Annotated in this window: 23 protein-coding genes; all 23 read left to right on the forward strand. The window is 51.3% G+C overall.

The genetic code is table 11. From position 1 onward, the window contains the following. Positions 1-68: 68 nt before the first annotated feature. A complete protein-coding gene (locus tag QZJ86_RS01715; RefSeq protein ID WP_301935946.1) occupies positions 69-2,324 on the forward strand; it encodes a CHAT domain-containing protein in 2,256 nt (751 codons plus the stop codon). A gap of 24 nt (positions 2,325-2,348) precedes the next feature. After that, complete coding sequence (gene tssA / locus QZJ86_RS01720) at positions 2,349-3,380, forward strand: type VI secretion system protein TssA (protein WP_301935947.1); 1,032 nt, start codon at positions 2,349-2,351, stop codon at positions 3,378-3,380. A gap of 45 nt (positions 3,381-3,425) precedes the next feature. Further along, positions 3,426-3,962 carry a type VI secretion system contractile sheath small subunit gene (gene tssB, locus QZJ86_RS01725; RefSeq protein ID WP_301935948.1) on the forward strand — a complete coding sequence of 179 codons (537 nt, stop codon included), beginning with the start codon at positions 3,426-3,428 and terminating at the stop codon, positions 3,960-3,962. Positions 3,963-3,965: 3 nt separating this feature from the next. Then, entirely contained in the window at positions 3,966-5,456 is a 1,491-nt protein-coding gene (gene tssC / locus QZJ86_RS01730) for a type VI secretion system contractile sheath large subunit (protein ID WP_301935949.1), read from the forward strand. 116 nt (positions 5,457-5,572) lie between these two features. Next, a complete protein-coding gene (locus QZJ86_RS01735) occupies positions 5,573-6,055 on the forward strand; it encodes an Hcp family type VI secretion system effector (RefSeq protein ID WP_301935950.1) in 483 nt (160 codons plus the stop codon). Positions 6,056-6,132: 77 nt separating this feature from the next. Beyond that, positions 6,133-6,951, forward strand: a complete 819-nt coding sequence (locus QZJ86_RS01740; protein ID WP_301935951.1) for a type VI secretion system accessory protein TagJ — start codon at positions 6,133-6,135, stop codon at positions 6,949-6,951. Beyond that, the gene (gene tssE, locus QZJ86_RS01745; protein WP_301935952.1) at positions 6,944-7,447 is read left to right on the forward strand and encodes a type VI secretion system baseplate subunit TssE; all 504 of its coding nucleotides are present in this window, start codon (positions 6,944-6,946) and stop codon (positions 7,445-7,447) included. Before QZJ86_RS01740 ends, tssE begins: the two co-directional genes overlap by 8 nt. Positions 7,448-7,450: 3 nt before the next feature. Then, positions 7,451-9,337, forward strand: a complete 1,887-nt coding sequence (tssF, locus tag QZJ86_RS01750; protein ID WP_301935953.1) for a type VI secretion system baseplate subunit TssF — start codon at positions 7,451-7,453, stop codon at positions 9,335-9,337. Further along, positions 9,301-10,371 carry a type VI secretion system baseplate subunit TssG gene (tssG, locus tag QZJ86_RS01755; RefSeq protein ID WP_301935954.1) on the forward strand — a complete coding sequence of 357 codons (1,071 nt, stop codon included), beginning with the start codon at positions 9,301-9,303 and terminating at the stop codon, positions 10,369-10,371. Before tssF ends, tssG begins: the two co-directional genes overlap by 37 nt. Positions 10,372-10,409: 38 nt before the next feature. Then, on the forward strand, positions 10,410-13,112 hold the full coding sequence (gene tssH, locus QZJ86_RS01760) for a type VI secretion system ATPase TssH (RefSeq protein ID WP_301935955.1): 2,703 nt from the start codon (positions 10,410-10,412) through the stop codon (positions 13,110-13,112). 126 nt (positions 13,113-13,238) lie between these two features. After that, positions 13,239-14,096 carry an N-acetylmuramidase family protein gene (locus tag QZJ86_RS01765; RefSeq protein WP_301935956.1) on the forward strand — a complete coding sequence of 286 codons (858 nt, stop codon included), beginning with the start codon at positions 13,239-13,241 and terminating at the stop codon, positions 14,094-14,096. Next, a complete protein-coding gene (locus tag QZJ86_RS01770) occupies positions 14,096-14,695 on the forward strand; it encodes a hypothetical protein (protein WP_301935957.1) in 600 nt (199 codons plus the stop codon). The genes QZJ86_RS01765 and QZJ86_RS01770 overlap by 1 nt, the downstream gene beginning before the upstream one ends. Positions 14,696-15,301: 606 nt before the next feature. Beyond that, positions 15,302-15,436 (forward strand): hypothetical protein, encoded by a 135-nt coding sequence (locus QZJ86_RS01775; RefSeq protein ID WP_301935958.1) that lies wholly within the window; start codon positions 15,302-15,304, stop codon positions 15,434-15,436. 1,204 nt (positions 15,437-16,640) lie between these two features. Continuing rightward, positions 16,641-16,826, forward strand: a complete 186-nt coding sequence (locus QZJ86_RS21525; protein WP_407081629.1) for a hypothetical protein — start codon at positions 16,641-16,643, stop codon at positions 16,824-16,826. Positions 16,827-16,883: 57 nt separating this feature from the next. After that, complete coding sequence (locus QZJ86_RS21530; RefSeq protein ID WP_407081647.1) at positions 16,884-16,958, forward strand: hypothetical protein; 75 nt, start codon at positions 16,884-16,886, stop codon at positions 16,956-16,958. A gap of 334 nt (positions 16,959-17,292) precedes the next feature. Next, positions 17,293-18,384, forward strand: coding sequence for a M35 family metallo-endopeptidase (locus QZJ86_RS01785; RefSeq protein WP_301935959.1), 1,092 nt, complete (start codon positions 17,293-17,295; stop codon positions 18,382-18,384). Between the two features lie 3 nt (positions 18,385-18,387). Further along, positions 18,388-18,921, forward strand: a complete 534-nt coding sequence (locus QZJ86_RS01790; protein ID WP_301935960.1) for a hypothetical protein — start codon at positions 18,388-18,390, stop codon at positions 18,919-18,921. A gap of 289 nt (positions 18,922-19,210) precedes the next feature. After that, positions 19,211-20,548 carry a tetratricopeptide repeat protein gene (locus tag QZJ86_RS01795; RefSeq protein ID WP_301935961.1) on the forward strand — a complete coding sequence of 446 codons (1,338 nt, stop codon included), beginning with the start codon at positions 19,211-19,213 and terminating at the stop codon, positions 20,546-20,548. 24 nt (positions 20,549-20,572) lie between these two features. Next, positions 20,573-21,166: a DUF6931 family protein gene (locus QZJ86_RS01800; RefSeq protein ID WP_301935962.1), complete on the forward strand. Its 594-nt coding sequence runs from the start codon at positions 20,573-20,575 to the stop codon at positions 21,164-21,166. A gap of 13 nt (positions 21,167-21,179) precedes the next feature. Continuing rightward, positions 21,180-21,470: a PAAR domain-containing protein gene (locus QZJ86_RS01805; protein ID WP_301935963.1), complete on the forward strand. Its 291-nt coding sequence runs from the start codon at positions 21,180-21,182 to the stop codon at positions 21,468-21,470. A 45-nt stretch (positions 21,471-21,515) separates the two neighbouring features. Next, the gene (locus QZJ86_RS01810) at positions 21,516-23,411 is read left to right on the forward strand and encodes a type VI secretion system Vgr family protein (RefSeq protein WP_301935964.1); all 1,896 of its coding nucleotides are present in this window, start codon (positions 21,516-21,518) and stop codon (positions 23,409-23,411) included. Positions 23,412-23,425: 14 nt separating this feature from the next. Then, on the forward strand, positions 23,426-24,904 hold the full coding sequence (locus QZJ86_RS01815) for a DUF6861 domain-containing protein (protein WP_301935965.1): 1,479 nt from the start codon (positions 23,426-23,428) through the stop codon (positions 24,902-24,904). Positions 24,905-24,916: 12 nt separating this feature from the next. After that, positions 24,917-25,675 (forward strand): PoNi-like cognate immunity protein, encoded by a 759-nt coding sequence (locus QZJ86_RS01820; protein WP_301935966.1) that lies wholly within the window; start codon positions 24,917-24,919, stop codon positions 25,673-25,675. The last annotated feature ends 43 nt before the right edge of the window (positions 25,676-25,718 follow it).

Genomic DNA, 25,718 nt, shown 5'->3' on the forward strand with positions numbered 1-25,718 from the left:
TAAATCCGATGAAATCGAATAGGTCCAATTTGAAGCGAAATGAGGAAAAGCGACTAGACTGGAGGAGCTTGCTATTAGTCACCCTGGCTGTCGCTGCCCAGCCGGCATACGGCGCAGATGAGGTAGCGAATTCGGCGGCAATGACCGATGTTAAAGTGTGGATTCAGCAGGGCGAATCGTTACGCGAAAAAGGGGAGTTGATTTTGGCACAGCAGCAGTTCGATGTGGCGTTGAGGCTTGCCGAGCAAGTCGCCTCTCCGGATGCGATCGATTATGCTGCAGCAGAAGCGGCTTCAGGGTACAACTTATTTTTGCTGAACCGGAAGGACATCGCCGAGAAGCAACTGAGAGATGCGTATCAAAGGACGGCGCAGGGGCCGAAGTATTTGCACGTGTTAATCGGCCAATATCTGGCGGCCTTAGATATTTCCTTGGGAGAGATCGAGCAGGCTTTAGCGCATATCGAGCAGGCATTGGCGTTAGCGAAGGAGGCGAACGAGAAAGCCTTGGAACTGAGCCTGGAATTGATGCGGGATAGTGTTTCCGATGCGGACGTCAGTGTTAAATCGGCCCGGTTGCTGGCGCTGGCGGGCAGAATCGACAGTTTGCCCGACAATCAGATTAAAGCGCAATTACAGCTTAAATTGGCGCAAAGCGTGCTCGGCTTGGATGTTGACTGGCTGGATGGCGGCAATGTTTCCGAACTAAGTGCGGTTTGCTATAACGCGTTAGCAAATACCGTTACTTTTGCCGAACGAGGTGGCTTGCAACGGTTGCAGGCCGAAGCATTAAGCGCTTTGGCTCGCCTATATCGGTTGCAGGGACGGACACAGGAGGCGCTAATATTGACGGAACGGGTAATCGCTATTTGCAACCAGAATAAATTCGTCGAGTTACTGGCGCCCATGGAAGCGCAACAGGGCGATTTACTGCAATTGCAAGGCGATCACGTTAACGCGTTGCGCGCCTATACTCGGGCAGTGGACGATTTGTTAGCCATCCGTGCCGATCTGCCCATTGCGTTACCGGACGGCAAAATGTCGATCGATGCCTTGATCGATCCGATTCATCGCAATTATGTGGATTTGTTGCTGCGGACTGCGGGAGACAATTCGGCAGAGCAATCGCAGTTAACCTTGCTCAAAGCTATCGAGAGCATGGAAGCGATAAAAAAAGCGGATATGGAGGATTTCTTTCTGGGTCGTTGCGCGATCGGAACGCAAAACAAGACTACCTGGCAATCGAAAACCTACCCCGACGCGGTCATCGTTTATCCGATTTTGTTAAAAAATCGTATCGAATTACTCGTCAAAAACGGCGCGGAAATTTATCGAAGAACGGTTGATGTTGATGAGGCAAAAGTCAAAGAGCAAGCGGCTAATCTAACCAAGGCCTTGCATGCTGGTAAGGATTACCGAAACGCCTCCAAACAACTTTATCAATGGTTATATCAGCCTATTAAGCAGGAGGTGGACTCGACGCACGCTCGGACACTCATCTATGTCCCCGACCGGTCGTTACGCGCAGTGCCATTTTCCGCATTGCACGACGGCAAACAGTTCATGGTCGAGCAGTATGCGATTGTGACATTGCCGGGCTTGACGTTTCAGGATTTGAACAAGCAAAGGCAGGGCGAAAAAAATATTCGGACATTGGTGGCAGGTCTCAGCAAGCCGGATGGCTCGTCCATCGATAGGCTGCCTGGAAATGTGCTTGAAAGATTGCTCGGTAAAGGCGGGGATAAAACGATTGATCGTACAGCATTGATCAAAGAATTAAGCCTGCCTAATGTTGAGCAAGAAATCGAATCGGTTGCTCCCCCCAAAAGCAGCACTACGCTGCTGAATAACCGGTTTACTGCGGCGGCATTGAAATCGGATATTGCGACGGGCGACTATGCTAAAGTCCATATTGCCTCCCACGGTTACTTTGGGAAAAACGCCAAGGAAAGTTTCGTGATGGCCTACGATCAAAATCTAAATTTGTTGGATTTTGAAAGCAGTTTGGGGGCGAATCAGTTAAGGCAAGAGCCCATCGATTTGCTGACCTTAAGTGCCTGCGAAACCGCCGAGGGCGACGACCGAATGTTGTTGGGGTTTAGCGGCCTGGCGGTTAAAAGCAATGTATTAAGCGCCGTGGGTAGTTTGTGGTCTATCAACGATCAAGGTGCGATGGAATTCATGCGCTTGTTTTACCAAGGGATGGATCAATCTCTGAATAAAGCCGAAGCGATGCGGCAGGCGCAAGTGGCAATGATTAAGTCGAAGCAATTTCGGCATCCGTTTTTTTGGGCACCTTTTATATTGATTGGTAGCTGGCAATAATTTGTAACGATTATGGGGTTTGACATGGCCGATTTATCCGGATTGTTAGATGAAATTAGCGCTGATAGTCCTTGCGGCGAGAATCTGGAATACGATAGCGCTCGAGTGGCGTTGGATACCAATATTCAAGGTACGCCGGAAAATCAATTTACCGGTGAAAAGGCTCAGCCGCCCAATTGGCGCGACATTGAAAAACAAGCTATTTCGCTGTTGCAAAAAAGCAAGGATTTGCAGGTTGTTTTGTATTTGATCCGGGCCGAAGCCAATCTGGGCGGGATAGTCGGATTCAGAGACGGGGTGGATTTACTGGAGCATTCCCTGGTCAACTATTGGGACTCGATTCATCCGCGGCTGGATCCGGACGACGGTTTGGATCCCACGCTCAGGGTCAATATTTTGGAGGAACTGAACAGCTTTGAGTTGGTGTTGCGGCCCCTGAGTTTGGCGATGCTGGTCGAGTCGAAGAGCTTGGGCCGCTTTTGTCTGCGCGATATTCAATATGCGACGGATAAAGTGGATGTGCCGGCTGGCGTGATTAAGCCCGAAATTAGTGTCGTTAGAGCCGCATTTCTGGATGTCGACGCGGAAACCCTGAATGCAAGCTATCGGGCGATTGTGGACAGTATTGACAGCATCCAGCGCATAGACGATTTGATTAACCAGAAAGTCGGTATCGGACAAGGCGCCGATTTGTCGCAGACGAAATCCTTACTCAAAGAAATTCGCGCCGTCGTCGAACAATTTGCCGGCGAACGTTTGGCCGGCGAAGCCGCGCCGGCGGAGTTGGAGCCCGACGGCGAAGAAGCGTCAGGGTCAGGCGTAAGTGCCGCGGCGAGGCCGCAACTGGCCGGCGCCATTCAGAGCCGGCATGAGGTGCTGAAGGCGCTGGATATGTTGTGCAAGTATTATGCTGAATACGAGCCGTCCAGCCCCGTGCCTATATTGCTGCGCCGGGCGAAGTATCTGGCGACGGCCGACTTCATGGACATTATCCAGAATCTAGTGCCCGATGCGATTTCTCAAATAGATGCTATAAAAGGACCAGACCTGAATTGAAAACAGTTTTTTGGTCGTCATCATTAATTTCAAGCGGAGAATAAAATGGCTGAAAGTAGTCAGAAATTTATACAGCGCAATCGGGCCCCCAGGGTTCAGATTGAATACGATGTTGAAGTCTACGGTTCCGACAAAAAGGTCCAGTTGCCATTCGTGATGGGTGTGCTGTCCGACTTGTCCGGCAAACCCAGCGAGCCTTTACCCCCGATAGCGGATCGGAAATTGCTCGAAATTGATGTCGATAATTTTAATGAACGATTGAAGTCGATGAAACCGAGAGCGGCTTTTCAAGTATCCAATACGCTGACCGGCGAAGGCAATCTGAACGTCGATATTACCTTCGAGAGCATGGACGATTTTTCGCCGGCGGCGGTCGCCAAAAAAGTGGCCGGTCTGGACAAAGTGTTGGAGGCCAGAACCCAGTTATCCAACTTGATTACTTATATGGATGGCAAGACCGGCGCGGAAGAGTTGATTACCAAGCTGATCAACGACCCAGCCTTATTGCAGACACTGGCCTCTTCGGCGAAACCGGCCGACGCTAAAACCAGTGGTGAAACTTCTGAAGGAAGCGGGGAGTAACACATGGCCGAATTAGATACTCAAGCCCAACAAGGCGCGACCCAGACGCTCGAGCTGGACGACTTTTCGGCACTGCTGTCGAAAGAGTTCAAGCCCGGCACCGAAGCCGCGAATCAAGTCACCACGGCGGTAACGACTTTGGCGCAATATGCGCTGCAAGATGTCAGTAAAGTTTCCGACGATGCGATTAAAAGTATTCAGGCCATCATTGCGGAACTGGATCAGAAGATTTCCGAACAATTAAGCCTGGTATTGCATCACCCGGATTTTCAAAAACTGGAAGGCGCCTGGCGCGGATTACATTATCTGGTCAATAACACCGAAACCGACGAGATGTTGAAAATCAAGGTGTTGAATGTTTCCAAAAACGAACTGGGTAAAACGCTGAAGAAATTCAAAGGTACCGCCTGGGATCAAAGTCCGCTGTTTAAAAAATTGTACGAGGAAGAATTCGGTACATTTGGTGGCGAACCGTTCGGTTGTCTGGTGGGCGATTATCATTTCGACCATAGCCCGCCGGATGTGGAATTGCTTGGCGAAATGGCAAAAATCAGCGCGTCGGCACATACGCCGTTCATTTCCGGGGTGGCGCCGACGGTGTTGCAAATGGAAAGCTGGTCCGAGCTGGCCAATCCTCGCGATTTGACCAAAATCTTCCAGACTCCGGAATACGCGGCCTGGCGGTCGCTTCGCGACTCCGACGACTCGCGTTATATCGGTTTGGCGATGCCGCGTTTCCTGAGCCGCTTACCTTACGGAGCCAAGACCGATCCGGTCGACGAGTTCGATTTCGAGGAAGACACCTCGGGCGCCGACAGCAGCAAATATACTTGGTCCAATGCGGCTTATGCGATGGCGGTCAATATCAATCGCTCGTTCAAACTATACGGTTGGTGCTCGCGGATTCGCGGCGTCGAGTCGGGTGGTGCGGTCGAAGGCTTGCCGGTGCACACTTTTCCGACCGACGATGGCGGCGTGGATATGAAATGCCCGACCGAGATTGCGATTACCGACCGGCGTGAAGCGGAGTTGGCGAAAAGCGGTTTCATGCCCTTGATCCATAAGAAAAACAGCGATTTCGCGGCCTTTATCGGCGCGCAATCGTTGCAGAAACCGGCCGAGTACGACGACCCGGATGCGACGGCCAATGCCAATCTGGCGGCCCGGTTGCCGTATTTGTTCGCGACTTGCCGTTTCGCGCATTACCTGAAGTGTATTGTCCGCGACAAAATCGGTTCGTTTAAGGAGCGCGAGGATATGCAAAAGTGGTTGACTAGTTGGGTGAAAAACTACGTCGACCCTAATCCGGCCATGTCGGATGAGTTGACCAAGTCTCGTAAACCGCTGTCGGCTGCCGAGGTGGTGGTTGAGGAAGTGGAAGGTAATCCCGGTTACTACACCTCCAAATTTTACCTGCGGCCGCATTATCAGTTGGAAGGGCTGACGGTGTCTCTACGTTTGGTGTCCAAGCTACCGTCGGTTAAGGGCGGTTAAAGCGACAAGATTTTTAGATCCAGGAGGTGCAGTTCGGATGATTTTAAGTGGGGAAAGAGCAGTATTTTGTTAGCTAAGATTTTTAATTTAATTTTGTTAATAGTAAGGAGTAGGTTATGGCAGTAGATATGTTTATTAAAATCGAGAATATCAAAGGCGAGTCTAAAGATAAGTCTCATGAGGGCGAAACCGACGTATTGGCGTGGAGCTGGGGCATGTCTCAATCCGGCACCATGCACATAGGTGGCGGCGGCGGCGCGGGCAAGGTGAATGTGAACGATCTGAGTTTTACTAAATGGCTGGATAAAGGCAGCACCGATTTGATGAAGGCCTGCTGCGAGGGTAAACATATTCCCAAGGCTGTTTTGGTAGTTCGTAAAGCCGGCGGTACGCCAGTGGAATATCTGACCATCACCATGGAAGAAGTGCTGATCTCGTCGGTATCGACTGGCGGTTCGGGCGGCGAAGATCGTTTGACCGAAAGCGTCTCGCTGAACTTTGCCAAAGTAAAAGTCAAATACATCGAGCAAACAGCGGAAGGCGGCGAGGGCGATAAACCCGATATGGCTTGGAATATTCAGGCTAACGTGCCTTATTAAGCTATGCCGGAGTGCTGGTCGCGCGCCCGCCCGTAAGGGTGGGCGCGTCCCTTTGCGAATCGACTTTCCGAATTTAAATGACTACAAGTACCGCCGAAATAAGTTTGAAAGAAGGGCGACTGGATGAAGCGCTAAAACTATTGCAGGAGCAGGTCCGTAAAAATCCCGATGTGGCCAAACATCGGGTATTTTTGTTTCAGTTGCTGGCGCTGAACGGCCAGTGGGACCGGGCGCTGAATCAGCTCAATGTTTGCGGTAATCTGGACGCTGCCAATTTGGCGATGGTACAAACTTACCGGGAAGCCATCCGTTGCGAAATGCTCCGCGAGAAAGTATTCCAGGGGCAAACCACGCCGCTGGTTTTCGGCGAGCCCGAACAATGGATTGCGTTGCTGATCGAAGCTTGTAAGTTATCGGCGTTGGCCAACTATGAACAAGCCGGTGAACTGCGCGATCAGGCGTTCGAATTGGCGCCGGCCAGCTCCGGGTCATTCAACGGCGACGCTTTCGAGTGGATTGCCGATTCCGACACCCGCATCGGTCCGGTGGTGGAGGCAATCGTCAATGGCCGATATTATTGGATACCTTTTGGCCGGATTAGCAAAGTAGAGATCGAGGCGCCCGCCGATTTGCGCGATTTGGTTTGGTTGCCGGCCCAATTTACCTGGGCTAACGGCGGTAGCGCCGTTGGTCTGATTCCATCTCGCTACCCCGGTTCGGATAAGGCGGACGATGAGATGCTACGTTTGGCCCGCAAGACCGAGTGGCTGGAACTGCCCGCCGGCCATTATCATGGCTTGGGACAGCGGCTCCTGGTGACGGACCAGGGCGAGCACTCATTATTCGAGGCTCGCGAGCTGATTGTAAATTCAACGGTCTCGATAGACCATGGCTGAACTGGCCGCCACCGAACGCCTGCAGCCGTCCTTGCTGGATAGGCTGACCGACAACGCGCCGGCTAATAAGACCGAATCTGGCGAGCAGCGGGTGCTGTCGTATCGGCAGTTGCGGCAAAGCGTGTTGAGAGATTTGGGCTGGCTGTTAAATACCTCCGCTTTCGAAGCGTTGCAGGATTTGGCCGATGTACCCTTTGTGGCGCGTTCGGTGATCAACTATGGAATCCCGGCATTGTCCGGCACCAATCTCAGTAGCACCGACGTCGGCAGGCTGGAACGCCAAATCAAGCAGGCGATTGTCGATTTCGAGCCGCGGATACTGGCTGCCTCGCTGAAAGTGCGGGTGGCCATGACCGAGGAGAAGATGAGTCAGAAAGCCATTTGTTTCAAAATCGAAGGCGATCTGTGGGCGCAGCCTTTGCCGGTGCATTTGTATATCCGCAGCGATCTGGATCTGGAAACCGGCGAAGTCACGGTCAAGGATTTGGGGGGATAAGCAATGGACCCGCGTTTACTGAAATACTATAACCGGGAGCTTCAGCACGTTCGCGAAGTCGGTGCGGAGTTTGCCGGAGAATTCCCCAAGATTGCCGGCCGTTTGGGCTTGGATACTTTCGAGTGTACCGACCCCTACGTCGAACGCTTATTCGAAGGCTTTGCTTTTATGGCTGCCAGGGTGCAGCTCAAGGTCGATTCCGAATTCCCCAATTTTACCCAGCATTTGCTGGAGATTATTTATCCGCATTACGTATCGGCCACGCCGTCGATGACCGTAGTCGAGTTCAAGCCGGATTTGAACGAAGAAGGCTTGGCGGCGGGCCTGCCGATTCCCAAAGGCACCTCCTTGCGCAGTCTGGTGGCAAAAGGCGAACAGACCGCTTGCGAATATCGGACCGCGCAACCCATACAACTGTTTCCGTTGGCAATTACCCAATTGGAGTATCTGCCGACCTTGGCCGCCATTTCCAGCGCTGGCTTGTCCTCGGCGAAATATCTAAGCCATGCCAAAGCGGCGCTACGCATCGTATTGCGCACCACCACCGGTGCCAAATTCAACCAGCTGGCGCTGGATAAATTGCCGGTGTTTTTGCGTGGTTCCGGTAGTATTCCGTATCGCTTGTACGAACAGCTGTTAGCCAACAGCAAAGCTATTTCTTGCAAATTCAAACAAGGCTCGGCGGCGGTAGTTAAGTTTGCCGATGGTCATTTCATACGCGGCGTAGGATTCGAACAAGAAGAAGCCTTGCTGCAGCAGACGCCGCGTTCGTTCGACGGTTATCGGATTTTGCAGGAATATTTTGCGTTTCCGGAGCGCTACCTGTTTGTCGAGTTTGGTGGATTGTCGGGCTTGATAGCAGAATGCGAAACCGACGAAATAGAACTATTTGTGTTGCTGGATCGTAGCGATACACAACTGGTCAATGCCGTGGATAAAACCAATCTGGCCTTATTTTGCGTACCGGCCATCAATTTGTTCCCGAAACGGGCGGACCGGATTCGTGTCGATCATCGCCAGTCGGAATATCATCTGGTCGTCGATCGCGGCCGGCCGATGGATTACGAGGTGTTTAGCGTCAATCAGGTCGAAGGCTTTGGCAGCGGCCAAAATGTGGAACAAACCTTTTTGCCGTTTTATGGCTCGAAAGCCGCTTTTCATAATCAATCCGAAACTGCGTTTTACACGCTGAGGCGGCAAAAACGGGTGTTGTCGTCCAAGCAGCGCCGCAAGGGCGTGCGCTCCAGCTATATCGGCAGCGAAGTGTTCGTGTCCTTGGTCGACGCCGCTCAAGCGCCGTATTCGAAAAGCCTAAGCCAATTAGGCTTGGAAACCTTGTGTACCAATCGCGATTTGCCTCTGGTGATGCCGGTTGGCCTAAGCGATACGGACTTTACCTTGCAAATCAGCGCGCCGGTCAAATCGATACGCTGTATCGCCGGTCCTACGCGGCCGCTGCCAGCCGCCTACGAAGCCGACACCGTTTGGCGTTTGATCAACCATCTTTCTTTGAATTATTTATCGCTGATCGATAACGATGCCAAGACCGGCGCTTCGGCGCTGCGCGAATTGCTGAGTTTGTACGCCGACAACCGCGAGCCGGCTATCAAAAAGCAGATCGAAGGCGTGATCTCGGTCAGCGCTAAAAACGTGGTCAGGCGCATAGACTCTAACGGGCCGATGGTATTCGGCCGGGGCTTGGAAATTACCGTGCTGTTCGACGAATCGGCTTTCGAAGGCGGCGGTTATTTTCTATTGGGTACAGTATTGGAACAGTTTTTTGCCCGTTACGTGTCGATCAATTCTTTTGTCGAAACGGTGATACGCACAACCGACCGCGCTGAGGTGGCCCGATGGCCAGTGAGAATCGGACGCCGCCACACGTTTTAATGGCGGAGCTGGAACAGGCTGCTCATGGCTTCGATTTTTTCGAGGCGGTGCGGCTGATCGAATGTCTGAATGCCGACAAACCGCGCTTGGGGACTAGCGTTAAGGTGGGCGACGATCCGTTGCGTTTTGCCCAAGAGCCGGAGCTGGAGTTCTCGCCGTCCACTGTTGCCAGTTATACCGCTCATGACCGTATTTCCGAGCGACCGCGGCTGGCGGTCAATTTTCTGGGATTGTTCGGGCCGCAAGGGCCCTTGCCTCTGCATTTGACCGAATATGTCAGAGAGCGGCTGCGCCATCATCACGATCCGACCTTCGCTCGCTTTGCCGACATTTTTCATCACCGGATGATCAGCCTGTTTTATCGGGCCTGGGCCAATGCGCGGCCGACCGTTCAATACGACAGAAAGGAAACCGACCGCTTCGGATTTTATGTCGGCGCTTTGCTGGGTATCGCCGGGAAGGCGCATCGGGATCGGGATGCGCTGGCCGATAGAGCCAAACTGTTTTACGCCGGGCATTTCGCCGCGCAGACCAAGCATCCGGCCGGTTTGCAGTCTATTATTGCCGATGTGCTTAATGTGCGGGTGCGCATCGATGAATTTGTCGGCGAGTGGATGGATATTCAGCCGCGCGATCAAACCCGTCTGGGTATCAGCGCCGACATTGCCAGTCTGGGCCAGTCGGCTTTGCTGGGCGCAGCGGTCTGGGGTTGCCAGCATAAATTCAAAATCGTACTGGGTCCATTACGTTTGCCGCAGTATTTGGCCTTGTTGCCGGGCGGCGAGGGTTTACCGCAGCTGGTGGCCATCGTCCGCAATTACGTTGGGGACGAATTTGTCTGGGACGCGCAATTGATACTGGAAAAAGCCCAAGTGCCGCAAGAGCTGGCTTTGGGGAAAACTGAGGCATGTGACGATCTGAGCATGAACGGCGATGCCCAGCTGGGCTGGAGCATGTGGCTTGGGCCGCGCCGTAGCGAGTACGATGCCGATGATTTGCGGCTGAATCCGTTCATTGCCTTGGCTGTCGAGTGACGGACAATTTGTAAACTTTTACCGATAGGACATAAACCATGGCAGAAATTAGCCGAGTCAAGCTGTTTGGGAAATTAAACCGTGTTTGTTACAAGGCCATCGAGGGGGCGACGGTTTTTTGCAAACTGCGCGGCAATCCTTATGTCGAGTTGGTGCATTGGCTGAGTCAGTTGTTGCAATTGCCCGACTCGGATATTCATAGACTGATCAAACATTACAGCCTGGATTCATCGGTAATTGCCAGGGATGTGACCAATTCCTTGGACCGCTTGCCGCGCGGTTCCACCGCGATTTCCGATTTTTCCCCGCATATCGAGGAAAGCGTCGAGCGCGGCTGGGTTTACGGCACCTTGATGTTCGGCGAAAGCCAGGTGCGTAGCGGCCATTTGCTGGTGGGTTTGCTGAAAACCAAATCGCTGCGCAACGAATTATTGGGGATCTCCAAGGAGTTCGAAAAAATCAAACCGGATTTGCTTTCCGACGAGTTAGCTGGCGTGACTGCCGGTTCGCCGGAAGACGGTTTGTCGGCAACCGACGGTTTTCAAGGCGGAGCCGCGCCGGGCGAAGCCAGTGGCGCCATTGCGCCGGCGGCGATGGGCAAGCAGGAAGCGCTGAAACAATTTACCGTCGACCTGACCGAACAGGCTCGCAAAGGCAAGATCGATCCCATTGTCGGCCGCGACGAAGAAATTAGGCAAGTCATCGATATATTAATGCGCCGCCGGCAGAACAATCCCATCCTGACCGGCGAGGCCGGTGTCGGTAAAACCGCCGTGGTGGAAGGTTTTGCATTAAAGATCGTAGCCGGCGATGTGCCGCCTTCGCTGCGGGACGTGACCTTACGTACCCTGGACGTCGGTTTGCTACAAGCCGGCGCCAGTATGAAAGGCGAGTTCGAAAACCGCTTGCGGCAAGTCATCGAAGAAGTGCAGTCCTCGCCCAAACCCATCATTTTATTCATCGACGAAGCGCATACGCTGGTTGGCGCCGGCGGCGCGGCCGGTACCGGTGATGCGGCCAATCTGCTCAAACCTGCTCTGGCGCGCGGTGCGCTGCGCACCGTGGCCGCGACGACATGGGCGGAATACAAAAAACATATCGAAAAAGACCCGGCCTTGACTCGCCGTTTTCAGGTGGTGCAGATTCATGAACCCAGCGAGGAAAAAGCCATTCGGATGATGCGCGGCGTGGTGACGGTGCAGGAAAAACACCATCAGGTATTGATCCTGGACGAGGCGCTGGAAGCCGCCGTGAAACTGTCGCATCGTTATATACCGGCCCGGCAATTGCCGGACAAAGCGGTTAGCTTGCTGGATACGGCTTGCGCGCGGGTCGGCATCAGCCAGCATGCGGTGCCGGCGGAAGTGGACGATTGCCGCAAGCGCATCGAAGCGCTGGAAACCGAGTTGGCGATTATCGGCCGGGAAAAGGCGGTGGGGGTCGAAGTCAGCGGCCGAGAACAAGTAGCCAACGAGAAACTCGATGCAGAGAAACAACGTCTGGCCGAGCTGGATGTGCGCTGGAATGCCGAGAAGGACCTGGTCGGCAAGATTCTGGATTTGCGTGCCAAACTGAGAGCGGCGGGCCATGCCGTGGACAGCGCTACGTCTGCGGATGCAGCAGAGCAACAACCCGCTGCCGAAGCGGTGGACCGCGAAGCATTGCTGACCGAATTGAAAGCCTTGCAAGCCCAACTCCACGAACAACAAGGCGAGTCGCCGCTGATCCTGCCGACCGTCGACCAACAAGCAGTCGGCGCCGTGGTGCAGGATTGGACCGGCATTCCGGTCGGTCGCATGGTGAAAAACGAAATCGAAACGGTGCTGAAATTGCCGGATTTACTGGAACAGCGCATCATCGGCCAACGCCATGCGCTGGAGATGATCGCCAAGCGGATTCAGACTTCCCGTGCCGGGTTGGACAATCCTAACAAACCGATCGGCGTGTTCATGCTGGCCGGCACCTCCGGCGTCGGCAAGACCGAAACCGCGCTGGCTTTGGCGGAAACGCTGTATGGCGGCGAGCAAAACGTCATCACCATCAACATGAGCGAGTATCAGGAAGCGCATACCGTTTCCACCTTGAAAGGTGCGCCTCCGGGCTACGTCGGTTACGGCGAGGGCGGGGTGTTGACCGAAGCGGTAAGGCGGCGTCCCTACAGTGTGGTGCTGCTGGACGAAGTGGAAAAAGCCCACCCCGACGTCCACGAAATCTTCTTTCAAGTGTTCGATAAAGGCTGGATGGAAGACGGCGAAGGCCGGGTGATCGACTTTAAGAACACGCTGATCCTGTTGACCACCAATGCCGGTACCGAATTGATCGCCGGCTTGTGTGCCGACCCGGAACTGATGCCGGAGCCGGAAGGCATCGCCAAGGCCTTGCGCGAGCCCTTGTTAAAAGTATTCCCGCCGGCTCTGTTAGGCCGTTTGGTGGTGATTCCTTACTATCCTTTAACCGACGAAATGATAGGTGCAATTGCCAGACTGCAATTGGGCCGCATTAAAAAACGCATTGCCGAAAGCCACAAAGTACCGTTCAGCTATGACGACGAGGTGATCAAACTGATCGCCAGCCGTTGTACCGAACTGGAAAGCGGCGGTCGGATGATAGACGCGATATTGACCAATACCGTGCTGCCGAGAATCAGCGAGGAGTTTTTAATCCGAATGATGGAGGGCAAGCCCATCGAGCGGGTGCACGTCAGCGTACAGGATGGCGAGTTTGGGTATGGGTTTGAATAGTATCATTCACCCAACGCACTAACTTGTAGAGTTTTGTAAAGCAAATACTAAAAATTACTATAAAGAACTTACAGAAAGTTTACAACTCAATATATAAAATTAGCATTAGATATACGGATATAACAAATGAGTACTATCGTAAAAAGTGTTGGTCGAGGAGCGATTAATCACGAAGCTGATGTAAAAATCATACAACGGCTTCTAAATTTGGCAGTTGAAGCAATAAATCTCAACGAAGACGGCAAGATTGGCCCTGCAACTATCAGTGCGATTGATTATTTTCAATACCATTATGTAGGTGTAAAGCCCGATGGTCGTATCGATCCAAATGGGGCAAGCCTAATTTTGTTGAACAAAAAGGCCGAAAATCCTCAGTGTGCTTCAGATAGAGTTGATTTGCCTTCATTAGGTAATGCCTCAAAATTACAGGACAACGATTTTACTCAAGCGTCCACCAAGCTTGGTTGTGAGGTTGCCGCTATTCGGGCGGTTACCGAGATTGAATCGAAGGGCGATGGCTTCTTAGTTTCAAAAAGACCAAAGATATTGTTTGAAGCACATATATTTTCGCGCCTGACTTACCATTGTTTTGATAAGTCTTACCCGGATATATCTTCAAAGGCGTGGAATAAGAAGCTTTATAAGGGAAATGAAGATGAATATCCTAGGCTTATTAAAGCGATGGCTATCGACCGAAATGCCGCGCTGCAGTCGGCTTCTTGGGGGATGTTTCAGATTATGGGTTTTAACTACCGAGCTAGCGGCTATTCCGCGGTCGAAAGATTTGTTGAAGACATGTTTAAATCTGAATCAGAACATTTATCCGCGTTTGTCGAATACATTAAGACAAATAAACTGACATCGACTCTTAAAGACAAGAATTGGGCTGCTTTTGCTGCTGCCTTCAACGGCCCGGATTATGCTCAAAATGCATATGACACAAAGATGGCCGCTGTGTACAAGAAATTTGCGGGGTTAAAATAGTGAAAAGCAATTTCATTTTAAAGGGCAAAATATTCTCGTTTTCTGGGGGGGTGGTTTTTGGGCTTTGTGCTTTTCTATGTATGGAATTAGTGACTATAGGGAATAATGCCCATGCCGAATCTATTCAACGTGTTCGAGGAAAATCTATTGAAAAAACTGTCAAACAGATACTGCCAGCTGAGGCAGAGTTGCAGCATAAAATCGTCAATGTTGATTTAGGCGTCCTGGGTAAGTCGGTAGTAGCCTTATATAGGGTGTCTAGAGTTTCGACGAATTTCAACGGTGTGGTTCTAATTCCAGGAAGTAATTCAGGAGCTTTTGCCGTCACCCAGCTTCCCCCCATGCGGGAAGCAGAAGGTCTATTCGATATTGAGGTTACTTCGGTTTTCAGTGTCAAACAAGAAACGAATAGTAAGGCACTTATAGTGCTTTATCGCTACCTTCGCTTGGGTACGGGTGATGACTTCAAGTATTCAGGATATGCCTATCACTGGAATGGGGGCGAATGGGAAATCGATAATCCGCGGTCACAACTTTTGATTGGGGTTTCAAAGGCTGCGGACGCGAAGAAGAAACTGGAGTCATTTTTACCAAAATAATTGTGTAACTCTTAACCGCAATTTATCTTCCACCTGAATGGCGTTGTTGCATAAATCGTGAAGCAGGCAAGAGACCGTCGAATATTGTCAGTTGATCATATGCATTCGGCGGCTAGCCCCTGTATTACAGGCCCGTTAACACAAGTCGTTCGCTGAGTGGGGCCGAAGCGAATTGACTGGTTTCGTCTTCGCTCTGTCCTGGTTTACCATATCGAAAGGTGCCAAACTCAACTGCACTGCCCCGTATTGGCTCTGCCCGCTCGCGATGTTCGATATCCTCCTCTCATGTCCTCAAATCCTCAAATCTCCTTCCCAGCTCCTTGACAATCCAAAACCACTTTGGGATGACATTTTAATAAGCCGAAACCATAACGTGTTGATAATAATAGTCTACGATATTTCGTACCTTGAACGAAATATCGTGGCAATAATCTTCAATATTAAGCCATTAACTGTTAGTGATTAGTTAATGAATAGAAATAAAGTTTAATAAAAACAGCAGTTAAATGGATTGTGTGTCGGGTTGGCAATGTTTGGCACAAGAATTGACTGTTCAAATTACATATAAACAATAGCCGCTGTACCAAATTAGATAACTGTGGCCGCATGATAGATTCGATTTTAACCAACACTGTGCTGCCGAAAATCAGCGAGGAGTTTTTGGTCATGATGGTCGAGGTTAAATCCATCGAACGGGCGCATGGCAATGTCACGGATGGCGAGTTCGGCTGCGGGCTTTAAAAAGTAGTCAAACAATTAAATTTTATTTTTTAATAACGGATCAATGGAGTCTGGCGCCATTGATAATTAAATTATTTTGAGGTGTGAGCGATGTGTAGGTTTTTTACGTTTAAAAACAGCAGTGGAATTCCAAAATTAGTAAATAAATTTGGAAATAAGCTTCCGTCCTATAAGTTAATTCAGGAGACACCTTATAATAAAATCAACTATCTCATTGGTCAAAAATTTGGTAATTCGTGTCCAGAATTCAATAAATTACTTGTGAAAGGGTCTCAAAAAATTGAGAGTGATTCAATTGGTTTGGTTTCCGATTGGCTAGCAAAAAATACCCCTTTCTCAATTACCGCGGCATTTTTATCGCAACCACCCACAAAACTGACTACATATAATGCTTGGCGAGTCTTTTTATGGGGACAAGGTTCTGCATATCGAGGCCGGGAGACAGGTGAACGACGTATAGTTGGGGCAATTTTACGCGGATTGAAACTCGGATCTCCATCACAGGCATTAAACACTATTTGCACAGCCATAGTTTTCGAAGCGATAAGGCGGAAAATCCCTAGCCCTAGCCCTAGCCCTAGCCCTAGCCCTAGCCCTAGCCCTAGCCCTGGACCTGGACCTGGACCTGGACCTGGACCTGGACCTGGACCTGGACCTGGACCTGGACCTGGACCTGGACCTGGACCTGGACCTGGACCTGGACCTGGACCTGGACCTGGACCTGGACCTGGACCTGGACCTGGACCTGGACCTGGACCTGGTCCTGGGCCTTTGACTCTCTGGGAACCACATAGTGTGATTAAGCGAAAACTAACACTTCGCGATCTCGTGATCCATGCATTGATGGCTATGGGTATGAGCAGGAAGGGTGCAAATGACCTAATTGATGGTAACGTTGTGTATGGTTCAGATGCTGAAATTTTCCGTCAGATATGCTCATTAATATTTATTCAATGTACTTCATGTGACAATATGATTGCCATTGACCACGATATGTTATTCGATGCAGTCATTTACTTACCTGACGATGATCTCATTGTGAGTTGGTGCCCTGACTGTGATGGATATTGCGAAGCTAGCGTCACTACACTAATTGGCAGTCAAGTTATCAATTTGAAGGATAGTTAATAATCAAATGGGAACCTCGAAAAACGGGCCTTCATGAGATAATAGTGTTATTACCACCTTCCGCCTTGAAAAGGCCATGATAAAAGAAAGCCTGTTTGCGGCGGAAGAACGAGAAACCAAGCTGGACCAGTTGGGCGATGTACTTCAGATTTTGGAAAAACACGTTGATTTTGCTGCGTTAGCGGCTGCGATTGATAAAGCTGCTTTTGGGAGCCGTGAAAAGGGAGGCCGTCCACCGTTTCCAACGGAAGTGATAATATAATCCTTATTATTGCAGCAACTCTATAACCCGAGCGACGAGCAACTGGAATTCCAACTATTGGAGCGCCTGAGCTTTCAGCGTTTCGCAGGTCTACACCATAGCAGCCAAATACCGGATCGCACCTCATTCTAGACATTCCGCGAAGGGCTCGTGGCGGCGGATGAGAGGATTTTTGTAGCCGTTAATCGGGCATTGGATAAGAGCATGGCTATCCGACTGCCAAAAGCGGCGCAATACGCAGATTGCCAAAACCCTTGCATGGGGTGGACACGTGTTCGCCAGCTTGGAACAGATGGGTGGCAAAGGCTTGCGTTGCATCGGGCTGGCTCGTGCCACACTGCACCTAAATTTCAAGGTGGCCACCTATAATTTGCGCCGTTTATGCCGCTTGAAAGCCTGCGGAATCAAGCCCGCTTTTGCCTGTATTTCGAGGTACCCTAAGATATTTGCAAACTAAGGAGGCTATATGGATTGGAGTTACAAATTTAAATGGCAGTATGATTATGCTAAAGCTTGGCTAGCCGACAAAAGCCAGTTTCAGGCGGATTGGCAGCCAATAATAGAATCGCTTTTGGAGTTACTAAGAGATGGTGGTTTTGATGTGGCAAAGGCCAGCGCTCTTGCGCAACTAAGGGTAAAAGCTACCCGAATTGGCGGCAAAATTGCCACGATCGATACCGGTCTACTGCAAGCTGTAAACTTTGTTGATTCCCCCGGCGCGGTCATTGATACAAGCCGCAAAATGCGGGCCTCCGTGTTGAAGTTTCTTTACCATACTTATTTGTTGCAGACATCCGGCAACAAACAACTTTGGTTGCACGCGTCGCCAAAAGTATTTCGGCATTGGCCTTCATATCACCTTCATGCTTGGGGAGTCTCAAAAGACGATATCAAGAACTTACTCAAGTCGAGTAATGAGCAATTTAATTCCGTAGAAAACCGGGACTTAATTGCCGCTACGCAAAATTCATTAGCTTGGTGCCAAAAAGCATCTATCGTTCTGGCCAATGCGGCTCGCAAACAGGGTTTAGAGCGGGATTCTTCGCGAGCTATTGTCAAACGCTGGTTTGCCGATCCCGCTTGTACCGAGGCGGCTTTGGATGTCTTCATCGCTAAGTTAATTCAAGGCATTAAAGAGATTATTGCTACTTTAAATAAAGGTAGTTTGATATTGACCGATTGGCTGCCGTTGCGTGGAGCAAGTACAGCGGATGAAATCAAGTTTTTAAATTCAGAAGCATTTACGTTTCGCGGACGGCACGAAGGGCTTGACGTGGTTTACATCGAAAGATCATTTTTTTATCCAGCCGGCACGAATGTATTAAGCGGGGCCAAAAACTGGGCGAGAATTATAATACATGAACTTACTCATCTTGTTTGCGGTACGGAAGATGTTGTCAAAGGCCAAACCCGCTATGCTTGGTATGGCATTGGTCCTCATGCCGGATTTCCAGGTACCGATGCGATAAAGAATGCTGAAAGTTGGGCGTTCTTTTGTGCCGATTGCGCTGGGGTATTGACGGATGGCGAACGCAGCTCAGCTTTAAAAATAATCTAACCGATGAATAAGTTATTTATTTTAAAAATATGTCGGTCGTCTTTGGTAATGATGGGCTATTTAGTATTTAACCCGTTATCGGCCGAACCTAAAAACAGCCGTCATGTAGGGATGATGCAAGTGGAGATAAACGATATGAGTCATGAACCTGATGTAAGCCGAGCGGGGCCTCGTGCCGTTGAGGCTATCGAATTCAACGGTGTCCGTTATGAACAAGAACTTAATAGTTATAACCATGGCGGCAATCAACCTGGCGGATATTTATCTGCCGTTGATATAAAAAGCGGCCAGCGATTATGGATGATAAAAGTTTACGACGTTAACAACGATGATGGCAGCAAGGTCGATGTTATCGGGCTTTATTTCAGTCGTATGAGCTTGTTGGCGGAGCACAATGCTCTGGAAATAGAGGACGAAGCTGGACGGCACTTCCAAGTCGACTTAAATAACAGAACAGTTAAACAAACGTTCAATCCTCGTTGCGAAACCTTTCCGGAACCAGCGACGCCTCCTCCGATGCCACCGGTAAATCCTTAAGTCTGGAGCTGGACTCAATTGGTCAGACCTATTCCACTTACCAAACCACCAAGTGAATTTAAAGATTGGTAAGTGTCATAGGCGCAACCATTTGAGCGAACCATTTAAATTGGGCAAGCGCCGGGCGAGCGGTTGATCTGAATGTCTCGAATTTGCTTTTCTTAATTCATGTCGCTCGATATGGGACGATGCTGAGGTTAGGCCCGGCTTCCTCAGGGAAGTACTGATTCCAGAATACGCAGAATAGATACATTTTATTGAAATACTATGCTCAAATTAGGCAAAACAGATGACTACTGAAGAACAAACAGCCGAAAATTCCGTGGATTTGGACTACGCCCTGGCAGCGGCGATCAGGCTGCATCAATCCGGTCAGCTAGACCAGGCCGAAGCCTTGTATCAAGCTATACTGGAGGCTTTTCCGCAATGTCCGGAGGCCTTGCATTTTTTCGGTTTATTGCGCCACCAACAAGGCGATAGCGATGCCGCGATCCGCTTGATCGAGCAGGCGTTGGTCGAAGCGCCTCAGTATTCCGACGCCTATAATAATTTGGGCAATATATACAACAAGCTTGAGCAATTTGAACACGCGGCGGAAGCTTACGGTAAGGCTTTGGATTTAAATCCGGATAACGCGGCGGCTTATAGCAACTTCGGTATTGTGTTAGGCCATTTATTGCGCTTCGAAGAGGCGGTCGAAGCGTTTACCATGGCGGTGTCTATAATGCCGGAGAATTCCGAGTTTTACCGGAATCTGGGCAATGTGTTTAAGAAGCAAGGCGATTTTGCCAAGTCGGCGGCGGCATACCGAAAGGTGTTGTGCCTAAAGCCCTATCAGTCCGACAATTACGAAAATTTATGTTTGATGCTGTATTTGCTGGGCCATGTCGAGGAAGCGATTCTGTTAATCAAGCAGTGGCTGGAACTCGATCCGGAAAATCCGTTGGCTTTGCATCGCTGGGCGGCCTACACCGGCGAACTGTCGCAGACCAGAGCTTCTGACGACTACATCCGCCAAACTTTCGACGCCTTTTCGGATAGTTTCGATATGGTGCTGAAGCGGCTGGAGTATAAAGCGCCGTTTTTAGTGGCCGATGCCGTCAAGGAAATATATCAAGTAACCGGCCAAGCTTTAACGATACTCGACGCCGGTTGCGGCACCGGTTTATGCGGACCGTTACTAAAGCCATACGCCAAACAAATCGTCGGCGTGGATTTGTCGGCTAAAATGTTGGAAAAAGCCGAAAAGCGCGACTGCTACGATGAATTGATCGCTTCCGAATTGACTGCGTTTATCCAGGCGCATCCGGCCAGCTACGATGTTATCGTTTCGGCCGATACCCTGGTTTATTTCGGCGATCTGAGCGACGTTGCCAAGGCCGCCGCCGCCGCGTTACTACCCGGCGGACATTTGATTTTTACCGTGGAGCGTTCGGAACAGCCGCTGGCGCAAGGTTACGCGATACATCCGCACGGTCGATTCAGTCACACCGAGGATTATCTGCGCCGCGTGATAAATTCGGCTGGTCTGACGATTAAAAAGCTTGATAGAGTGATGTTGCGTTACGAAGTCGACGCACAGGTTGATGGGTTTTTGCTGGTGGCGGGTTACGATTCAAATCGATAAAGCAGATGGAGCAATGAGGACACTATGGCTGACGCGGCGTCATTAATTAAAGTTGTAATCCCCAAGGCATTGGCGATTTGCCAGGATATTCAATTGGAGCCGGAGGCCTTGAAATGTCTGGAACCTGATCCCGAGCCCGCCCAGTTTTTAAATGCCTTGTTGGCTCAACAGCTATTTCCCGACGCGGTGCGTTTTTTGGCGCGGGCCTTGCCCAAGCGCGAAGCGACCTGGTGGGCTTGTCTTTGCGCGCGTAGCGCCATCGATTCCGCGACCAAGCCCGAGGTTGTCAAGGCCTTGGAAGCGGCCGAGCAGTGGGTTTACAAACCCACCGAGCCGAATCGCCGGCTTGCCAACAACGCAGCTCACGCCGCTTCCTTTGAAAATGCCGCGGCCTGGGCGGCGATGGCGGCTTTTTGGAGCGACGGCAGCATGGCGCCGGAAGATGCGCCATCGGTACCGCCGGCCGACAACTTAACTTCCAAGGCGGTGGCCGGCGCGGTGATGTTGGCGGCGGTGTTAAAACAGCCGGAAAAAGCCAAAGACAAATACCTGTTCTTTATCGAGCAGGGCATCGACATCGCCAACGGCGGCAACGGCCGGGTTTGGCAACCGGCTTAAGCAGGAGCAAATCATGGGCCAACCCGCCGCACGTATTACCGATATGCATGTTTGTCCGATGACCACCGGCCCGGTACCGCATGTCGGCGGCCCGATATTGCCGCCAGGCGCGCCGACGGTGCTGATCGGTAATCTGCCGGCGGCCCGCGTTTCCGATATGGCGACTTGCGTCGGCCCGCCCGATGCCATAGCGATGGGGTCGACGACAGTGCTGATCTCCAATATGCCGGCCGCCCGAATGGGAGACAGTTGCGCGCACGGCGGGACTATCGTGGTTGGTTTGCCAACCGTACTGATCGGTTAAACATTTTCAAACATGCCGGCTAAAAGCTCGATATAGGACTAAACCATGGCTTATTCTCAAGATCATCGCGTTGCTTCGGTTACCGCTCCGGCGGGCGTGGGGCCGTTACTGCTGTATCGGATGACGGGTACGGAGCAACTCAGCCGCTTGTTCGAGTATGAGCTGGAGCTGCTGAGCGAGAGCAATAGCGTCAATCTCCAGGGCTTGCTGGGCAAGGACATGACGGTGAAGCTGGAGCTGGCTGACGGCGGCTCCCGCTACTTCAACGGTCTGGTCACTCGGGTCAGTCAATTCGGCATGCTGGGCAATCTTTATTATTATCGAGCCACCTTGCATCCCAAGGTCTGGCTGCTGACGCGGGCCAATAATTGCCGAATCATGCCCGAACCGGCGTCGGTTCCCAATATCGTCAAGGATGTTCTGTCCAGACACGGTTATACCGATGTGGACGACGGTTCGCTGGGCGCCTACTCCAACCGCGAGTACTGCGTGCAATACCGGGAAACCGATTTCAATTTCATCAGCCGTTTGCTGGAGGAAGAGGGCATTTATTATTACTTCAAGCATAGCGACGGCAACCATACCATGGTGCTATGCGACAGTATGGAAGCGCACGAGGATATACCCGGTAACGCCAATATTCGCTATTTTCCGATGGTCAATCAGGAGCAGCGCGAGGAAGAAAATATCTACGAGTGGAGCCTAAGCCAGACTATCCAATCCGGCGCTTACCGCCTTAACGAATTCGATTTCGAAGAGCCTGGCGCGGACTTAAAAACCGAAGCGCTCATCGCGGCCGGCCATGAACAGGCGGATAAGGAAGTATACGATTATCCCGGCGAGTACAAAGTAAGCGGCGAGGGCAATCGCCTTGCCAATATTCGGATGGAAGAATTACGCGCCGAATTCGAACGGATTTCCGCGCGCGGCAACGTGCGCCGCCTGGCGACGGGATGCAAATTTACGCTGACCGATTATCCACGCGCGGATCAGAATCGCCAGTATCTGGCGGTGTCCACCCAGTTTCAGATTCAAAACAACGGCTACGAGTCTCAAGGCATCGCCAATAGCATCCAAGAGTTCCAATGCGCCTATACCGTCATCGCCACCGAATATGTATTTCGGCCGCCGCGCCTGAGCCGGGTGCCCATTGTTCAAGGCGTGCAAACCGCGATCGTGGTGGGTAGAAGCGGCGAAGAAATCACCACCGATCAATACGGTCGGGTCAAGGTGCAGTTTCACTGGGACAGAGTCGGCACAAAAAACGAGAATAGCTCCTGCTGGGTGCGTGTCGCGCAAATTTGGGCCGGCAAAAATTGGGGCGGCATATTCATCCCCCGCGTCGGTCAGGAAGTAATCGTCGACTTTCTGGAAGGCAATCCCGATTGTCCCATCATCACCGGGCGGGTGTATAACGCCGAGCAAATGCCTCCTTACGATCTGGATGCCAACAAAACCCAGAGCGGTATCAAAACCCGCAGTACCCCGGACGGCGCGACCGACAATTTCAACGAGATTCGCTTTGAAGACAAAATAGGCGAAGAAGAAGTCTATATGCACGCCGAGAAAAACTTCACGCGGATCGTCGAAAATAACGACGTGCAGAAAATCGGTTTCGAGAAAACAGACGCCGGCGACCAGACTGTCGATATCTATAACAACCGGACGGTGACGCTCGATCAAGGCAACGACCTGCTGACGGTCAAAACCGGCAATCGTACCGTCAAGGTCGATAGCGGCAAAATCGAGGAAGAAGCGGCACAGTCCATCGAACTCAAAGTTGGCAGCAGCAGCATTAAAATCGAGCCAAGCTGCATTACCATCAAAAGTATGACCATCAAGATTCAAGCCGACACCTCGGCCGAACTGAAAGGCTTGCAGACTACGGTCAGCGGCGACGGGATGCTGACGCTGAAAGGCGGTCTGGTGAAGATTAACTAAACAATCGTTGACGCATGTCGGATTTAAAAAACTCGCCGTATAAAAATGCCGCCGGGGTGATAGGCCACCCCGGCGCGCCCAGGGGCGGCGGCGGATCGGGCGGCAGTAGCGCCGTCGGATCTCCGCTGGCCGACCGGACCTTGATCAACGGGTTGATTCATCCCGAAGCACCGGCGGCGTTGACCTGGTCACCGCAACAAATCGCCGATCCCAGCCTGTACCAGCGTGCCAAATGCATCTATCAAGTACTGGATCAAACCGAAGAGTTATGGCCGGCCGCAGTCTTTGAAGAAACCGGTTATCAACTGAAAGGCGTGTTGCAAAGCCTAATACCGGGCTTGCTGCAAATGCTGGCGGTGGTGGGGCTGAGTACCGTTGGCGGGGCGGCGGTCGGCGGATTCATCGGCGCCTTTTTCGGCGGCGTTGGCGCCGTACCCGGAGCGGTAGTGGGTGCGCAGCTGGGCGCGGAGCTCAGTACGGCCATTTTAACCTGGTTGGGACTGGGCTTTTTGATCGTCGCCATCGGCGACGGGCTGGGCGAGCTGGCTTTCATGGTGTCCGACGCCTTCAGTATCGCCTGGCACGCCGCCGAAAATCCCCAAGAGAAAAAACATCGCGTCAATCAGGCGGCCCGCGAGTTGGCTCGGGCCATCGCGGTATTGGTCCGGCTGATTCTGCAAGGCATCCTCGCCTACGTCTTGAAAAACGCCGGCATGGCAACTGCCCGTGCCGGCGTGTCCACGGTACGCTCGGCGACCACGGCCGGCGTCAAGGCCACCGCCGAAACCAGCGTGGCGGAAGTGGCGGGCTTAATCCGAAAAAGCAAATTGCCCGACGAGTTCGCCTTATGGCTGGAGAATAATTGGGATGATTTGGCGCGTAATCCCAAGTTAATGCGGAAAACCGTATCACAAGCCACCAAAAATGAGTCTGGACCAACTAGCACGCCTTCACAATTGAAAGCTGAGAGGGAAAGACTGGCGGCTGGCGATAAGCATCAACAGGTGTCAGATAAGCCCGGCGAGGGTAAGCTCGCGAGTAAAGGGCAGGGTGGGCATAAACCCAAAACGAATCATGAGAAGGCAGCCTTCGGTGAGAAAACTAGCCACGAAAAAATGCTGAAAAAGGGTTACTCTCCCTTGGGGAAAACTGACGGAGTATATAAGCCTGGCAAGCAAGGCATTGATGGTATTTATAAGAGTTCCAATCCGCCGCCGGATTATGTTATTACTGAAGTTAAGTATGGCAGTAGCCCTCTCAGCAAAGGTCTGGCCGACGGTACGAATCAGATGGATGACGTATGGGTAAAGAAGCGTCTTGGGAACTCACTTAGCCTCGAAGACGCAGAAAGTATAAAGTCAGCTATGAATCAACCGGGGGGAGTAGAAAAATGGCTGGTCCGCGTTAGTGAGAATGGGACTGCAACTGCGACGAAAATTAGCCAGACTGGAAACCTAATTCGTGGACAGGTTGGTAAAATTATAGGATTTTGATAATAGTGACTGATGATGATACGTACACAACTGAAAGATAGAGAATATTTTGATAAAGCGTTGACTTTTTATTCTTCGGTAATAGAAAAACGAATAGCTGGTCTTGATGGGCTTAACGATGAAGGAAAAGCCGGGAGTTCGTTTGACATTTGGGATTATGGCTTTCGCTTAGTTGTAGTTCGTTATAGTCGGGGAGATGTAATAGGGGACATGCGAGATAGTGTCCTGCAAGTGCAAGAGTTATTGGCTTTGCAGCGTTCCATTTTCGCCAGTATCCAACTGCAAAAAGACGTCCGTCAAATGTACGAACGGCTGGATTTAGGGCGATTGTATGAAAGCCTGACTTTGCTCGCTTTCATGGCGTCGTTGAGATTTTCTGTCCAGGATACGCGCGGCGCACTGGATTTAATCGGACATGCCGGGGAAGATGCGCTTCTCGATCGTGTAGCGCGAGTGTTGGGAGACGAATCGAGGCCTGTCGCAGCCCAATCTAAGTTTCCGAAAATTTATGGTCCCCTGGTCGAAATCATCGAGGTGCCGGCCGAACAGAGGGCTGACAAGCTGAAAAAATACGTGGAAGGCTGGTACAAGCGCATGAAGCCTATTTATTGGCATGATAGCCATGAGGGTGGTGCGGAAGGCGCATATTTCGGCTATTGGTGTTTTGAAGCGGCGCTGGTTGCTATGTTGTTCGATGTCGATGATAGTGCAATTTCGGCTCATCCGCACTATCCTGCCGATCTGGTACGCCATTACCGGAGTTTGGGTTGAGTGTTCCCAACGCCGACTATTTTTGTATTGCTAGATGTTGTAA

The sequence above is a fragment of the Methylomonas montana genome, from assembly GCF_030490285.1.
GTDB classification, from domain to species: domain Bacteria; phylum Pseudomonadota; class Gammaproteobacteria; order Methylococcales; family Methylomonadaceae; genus Methylomonas; species Methylomonas montana.

What these genes read in the sequence shown, in the direction of transcription:
- tssH (WP_301935955.1), top strand. Translation starts at nt 10,410, where the DNA reads ATGGCAGAAATTAGCCGAGTCAAGCTGTTTGGGAAATTAAACCGTGTT.
- tssC (WP_301935949.1), top strand. Translation starts at nt 3,966, where the DNA reads ATGGCCGAATTAGATACTCAAGCCCAACAAGGCGCGACCCAGACGCTC.
- QZJ86_RS01800 (WP_301935962.1), top strand. Translation starts at nt 20,573, where the DNA reads ATGGCTGACGCGGCGTCATTAATTAAAGTTGTAATCCCCAAGGCATTG.
- QZJ86_RS01735 (WP_301935950.1), top strand. Translation starts at nt 5,573, where the DNA reads ATGGCAGTAGATATGTTTATTAAAATCGAGAATATCAAAGGCGAGTCT.
- tssG (WP_301935954.1), top strand. Translation starts at nt 9,301, where the DNA reads ATGGCCAGTGAGAATCGGACGCCGCCACACGTTTTAATGGCGGAGCTG.
- QZJ86_RS01795 (WP_301935961.1), top strand. Translation starts at nt 19,211, where the DNA reads ATGACTACTGAAGAACAAACAGCCGAAAATTCCGTGGATTTGGACTAC.
- QZJ86_RS01820 (WP_301935966.1), top strand. Translation starts at nt 24,917, where the DNA reads ATGATGATACGTACACAACTGAAAGATAGAGAATATTTTGATAAAGCG.
- QZJ86_RS01765 (WP_301935956.1), top strand. Translation starts at nt 13,239, where the DNA reads ATGAGTACTATCGTAAAAAGTGTTGGTCGAGGAGCGATTAATCACGAA.
- QZJ86_RS21525 (WP_407081629.1), top strand. Translation starts at nt 16,641, where the DNA reads ATGATAAAAGAAAGCCTGTTTGCGGCGGAAGAACGAGAAACCAAGCTG.
- tssA (WP_301935947.1), top strand. Translation starts at nt 2,349, where the DNA reads ATGGCCGATTTATCCGGATTGTTAGATGAAATTAGCGCTGATAGTCCT.
- QZJ86_RS01805 (WP_301935963.1), top strand. Translation starts at nt 21,180, where the DNA reads ATGGGCCAACCCGCCGCACGTATTACCGATATGCATGTTTGTCCGATG.
- QZJ86_RS01775 (WP_301935958.1), top strand. Translation starts at nt 15,302, where the DNA reads ATGATAGATTCGATTTTAACCAACACTGTGCTGCCGAAAATCAGCGAG.
- tssB (WP_301935948.1), top strand. Translation starts at nt 3,426, where the DNA reads ATGGCTGAAAGTAGTCAGAAATTTATACAGCGCAATCGGGCCCCCAGG.
- tssE (WP_301935952.1), top strand. Translation starts at nt 6,944, where the DNA reads ATGGCTGAACTGGCCGCCACCGAACGCCTGCAGCCGTCCTTGCTGGAT.
- QZJ86_RS01810 (WP_301935964.1), top strand. Translation starts at nt 21,516, where the DNA reads ATGGCTTATTCTCAAGATCATCGCGTTGCTTCGGTTACCGCTCCGGCG.
- QZJ86_RS01740 (WP_301935951.1), top strand. Translation starts at nt 6,133, where the DNA reads ATGACTACAAGTACCGCCGAAATAAGTTTGAAAGAAGGGCGACTGGAT.
- QZJ86_RS01815 (WP_301935965.1), top strand. Translation starts at nt 23,426, where the DNA reads ATGTCGGATTTAAAAAACTCGCCGTATAAAAATGCCGCCGGGGTGATA.
- QZJ86_RS01785 (WP_301935959.1), top strand. Translation starts at nt 17,293, where the DNA reads ATGGATTGGAGTTACAAATTTAAATGGCAGTATGATTATGCTAAAGCT.
- tssF (WP_301935953.1), top strand. Translation starts at nt 7,451, where the DNA reads ATGGACCCGCGTTTACTGAAATACTATAACCGGGAGCTTCAGCACGTT.
- QZJ86_RS01790 (WP_301935960.1), top strand. Translation starts at nt 18,388, where the DNA reads ATGAATAAGTTATTTATTTTAAAAATATGTCGGTCGTCTTTGGTAATG.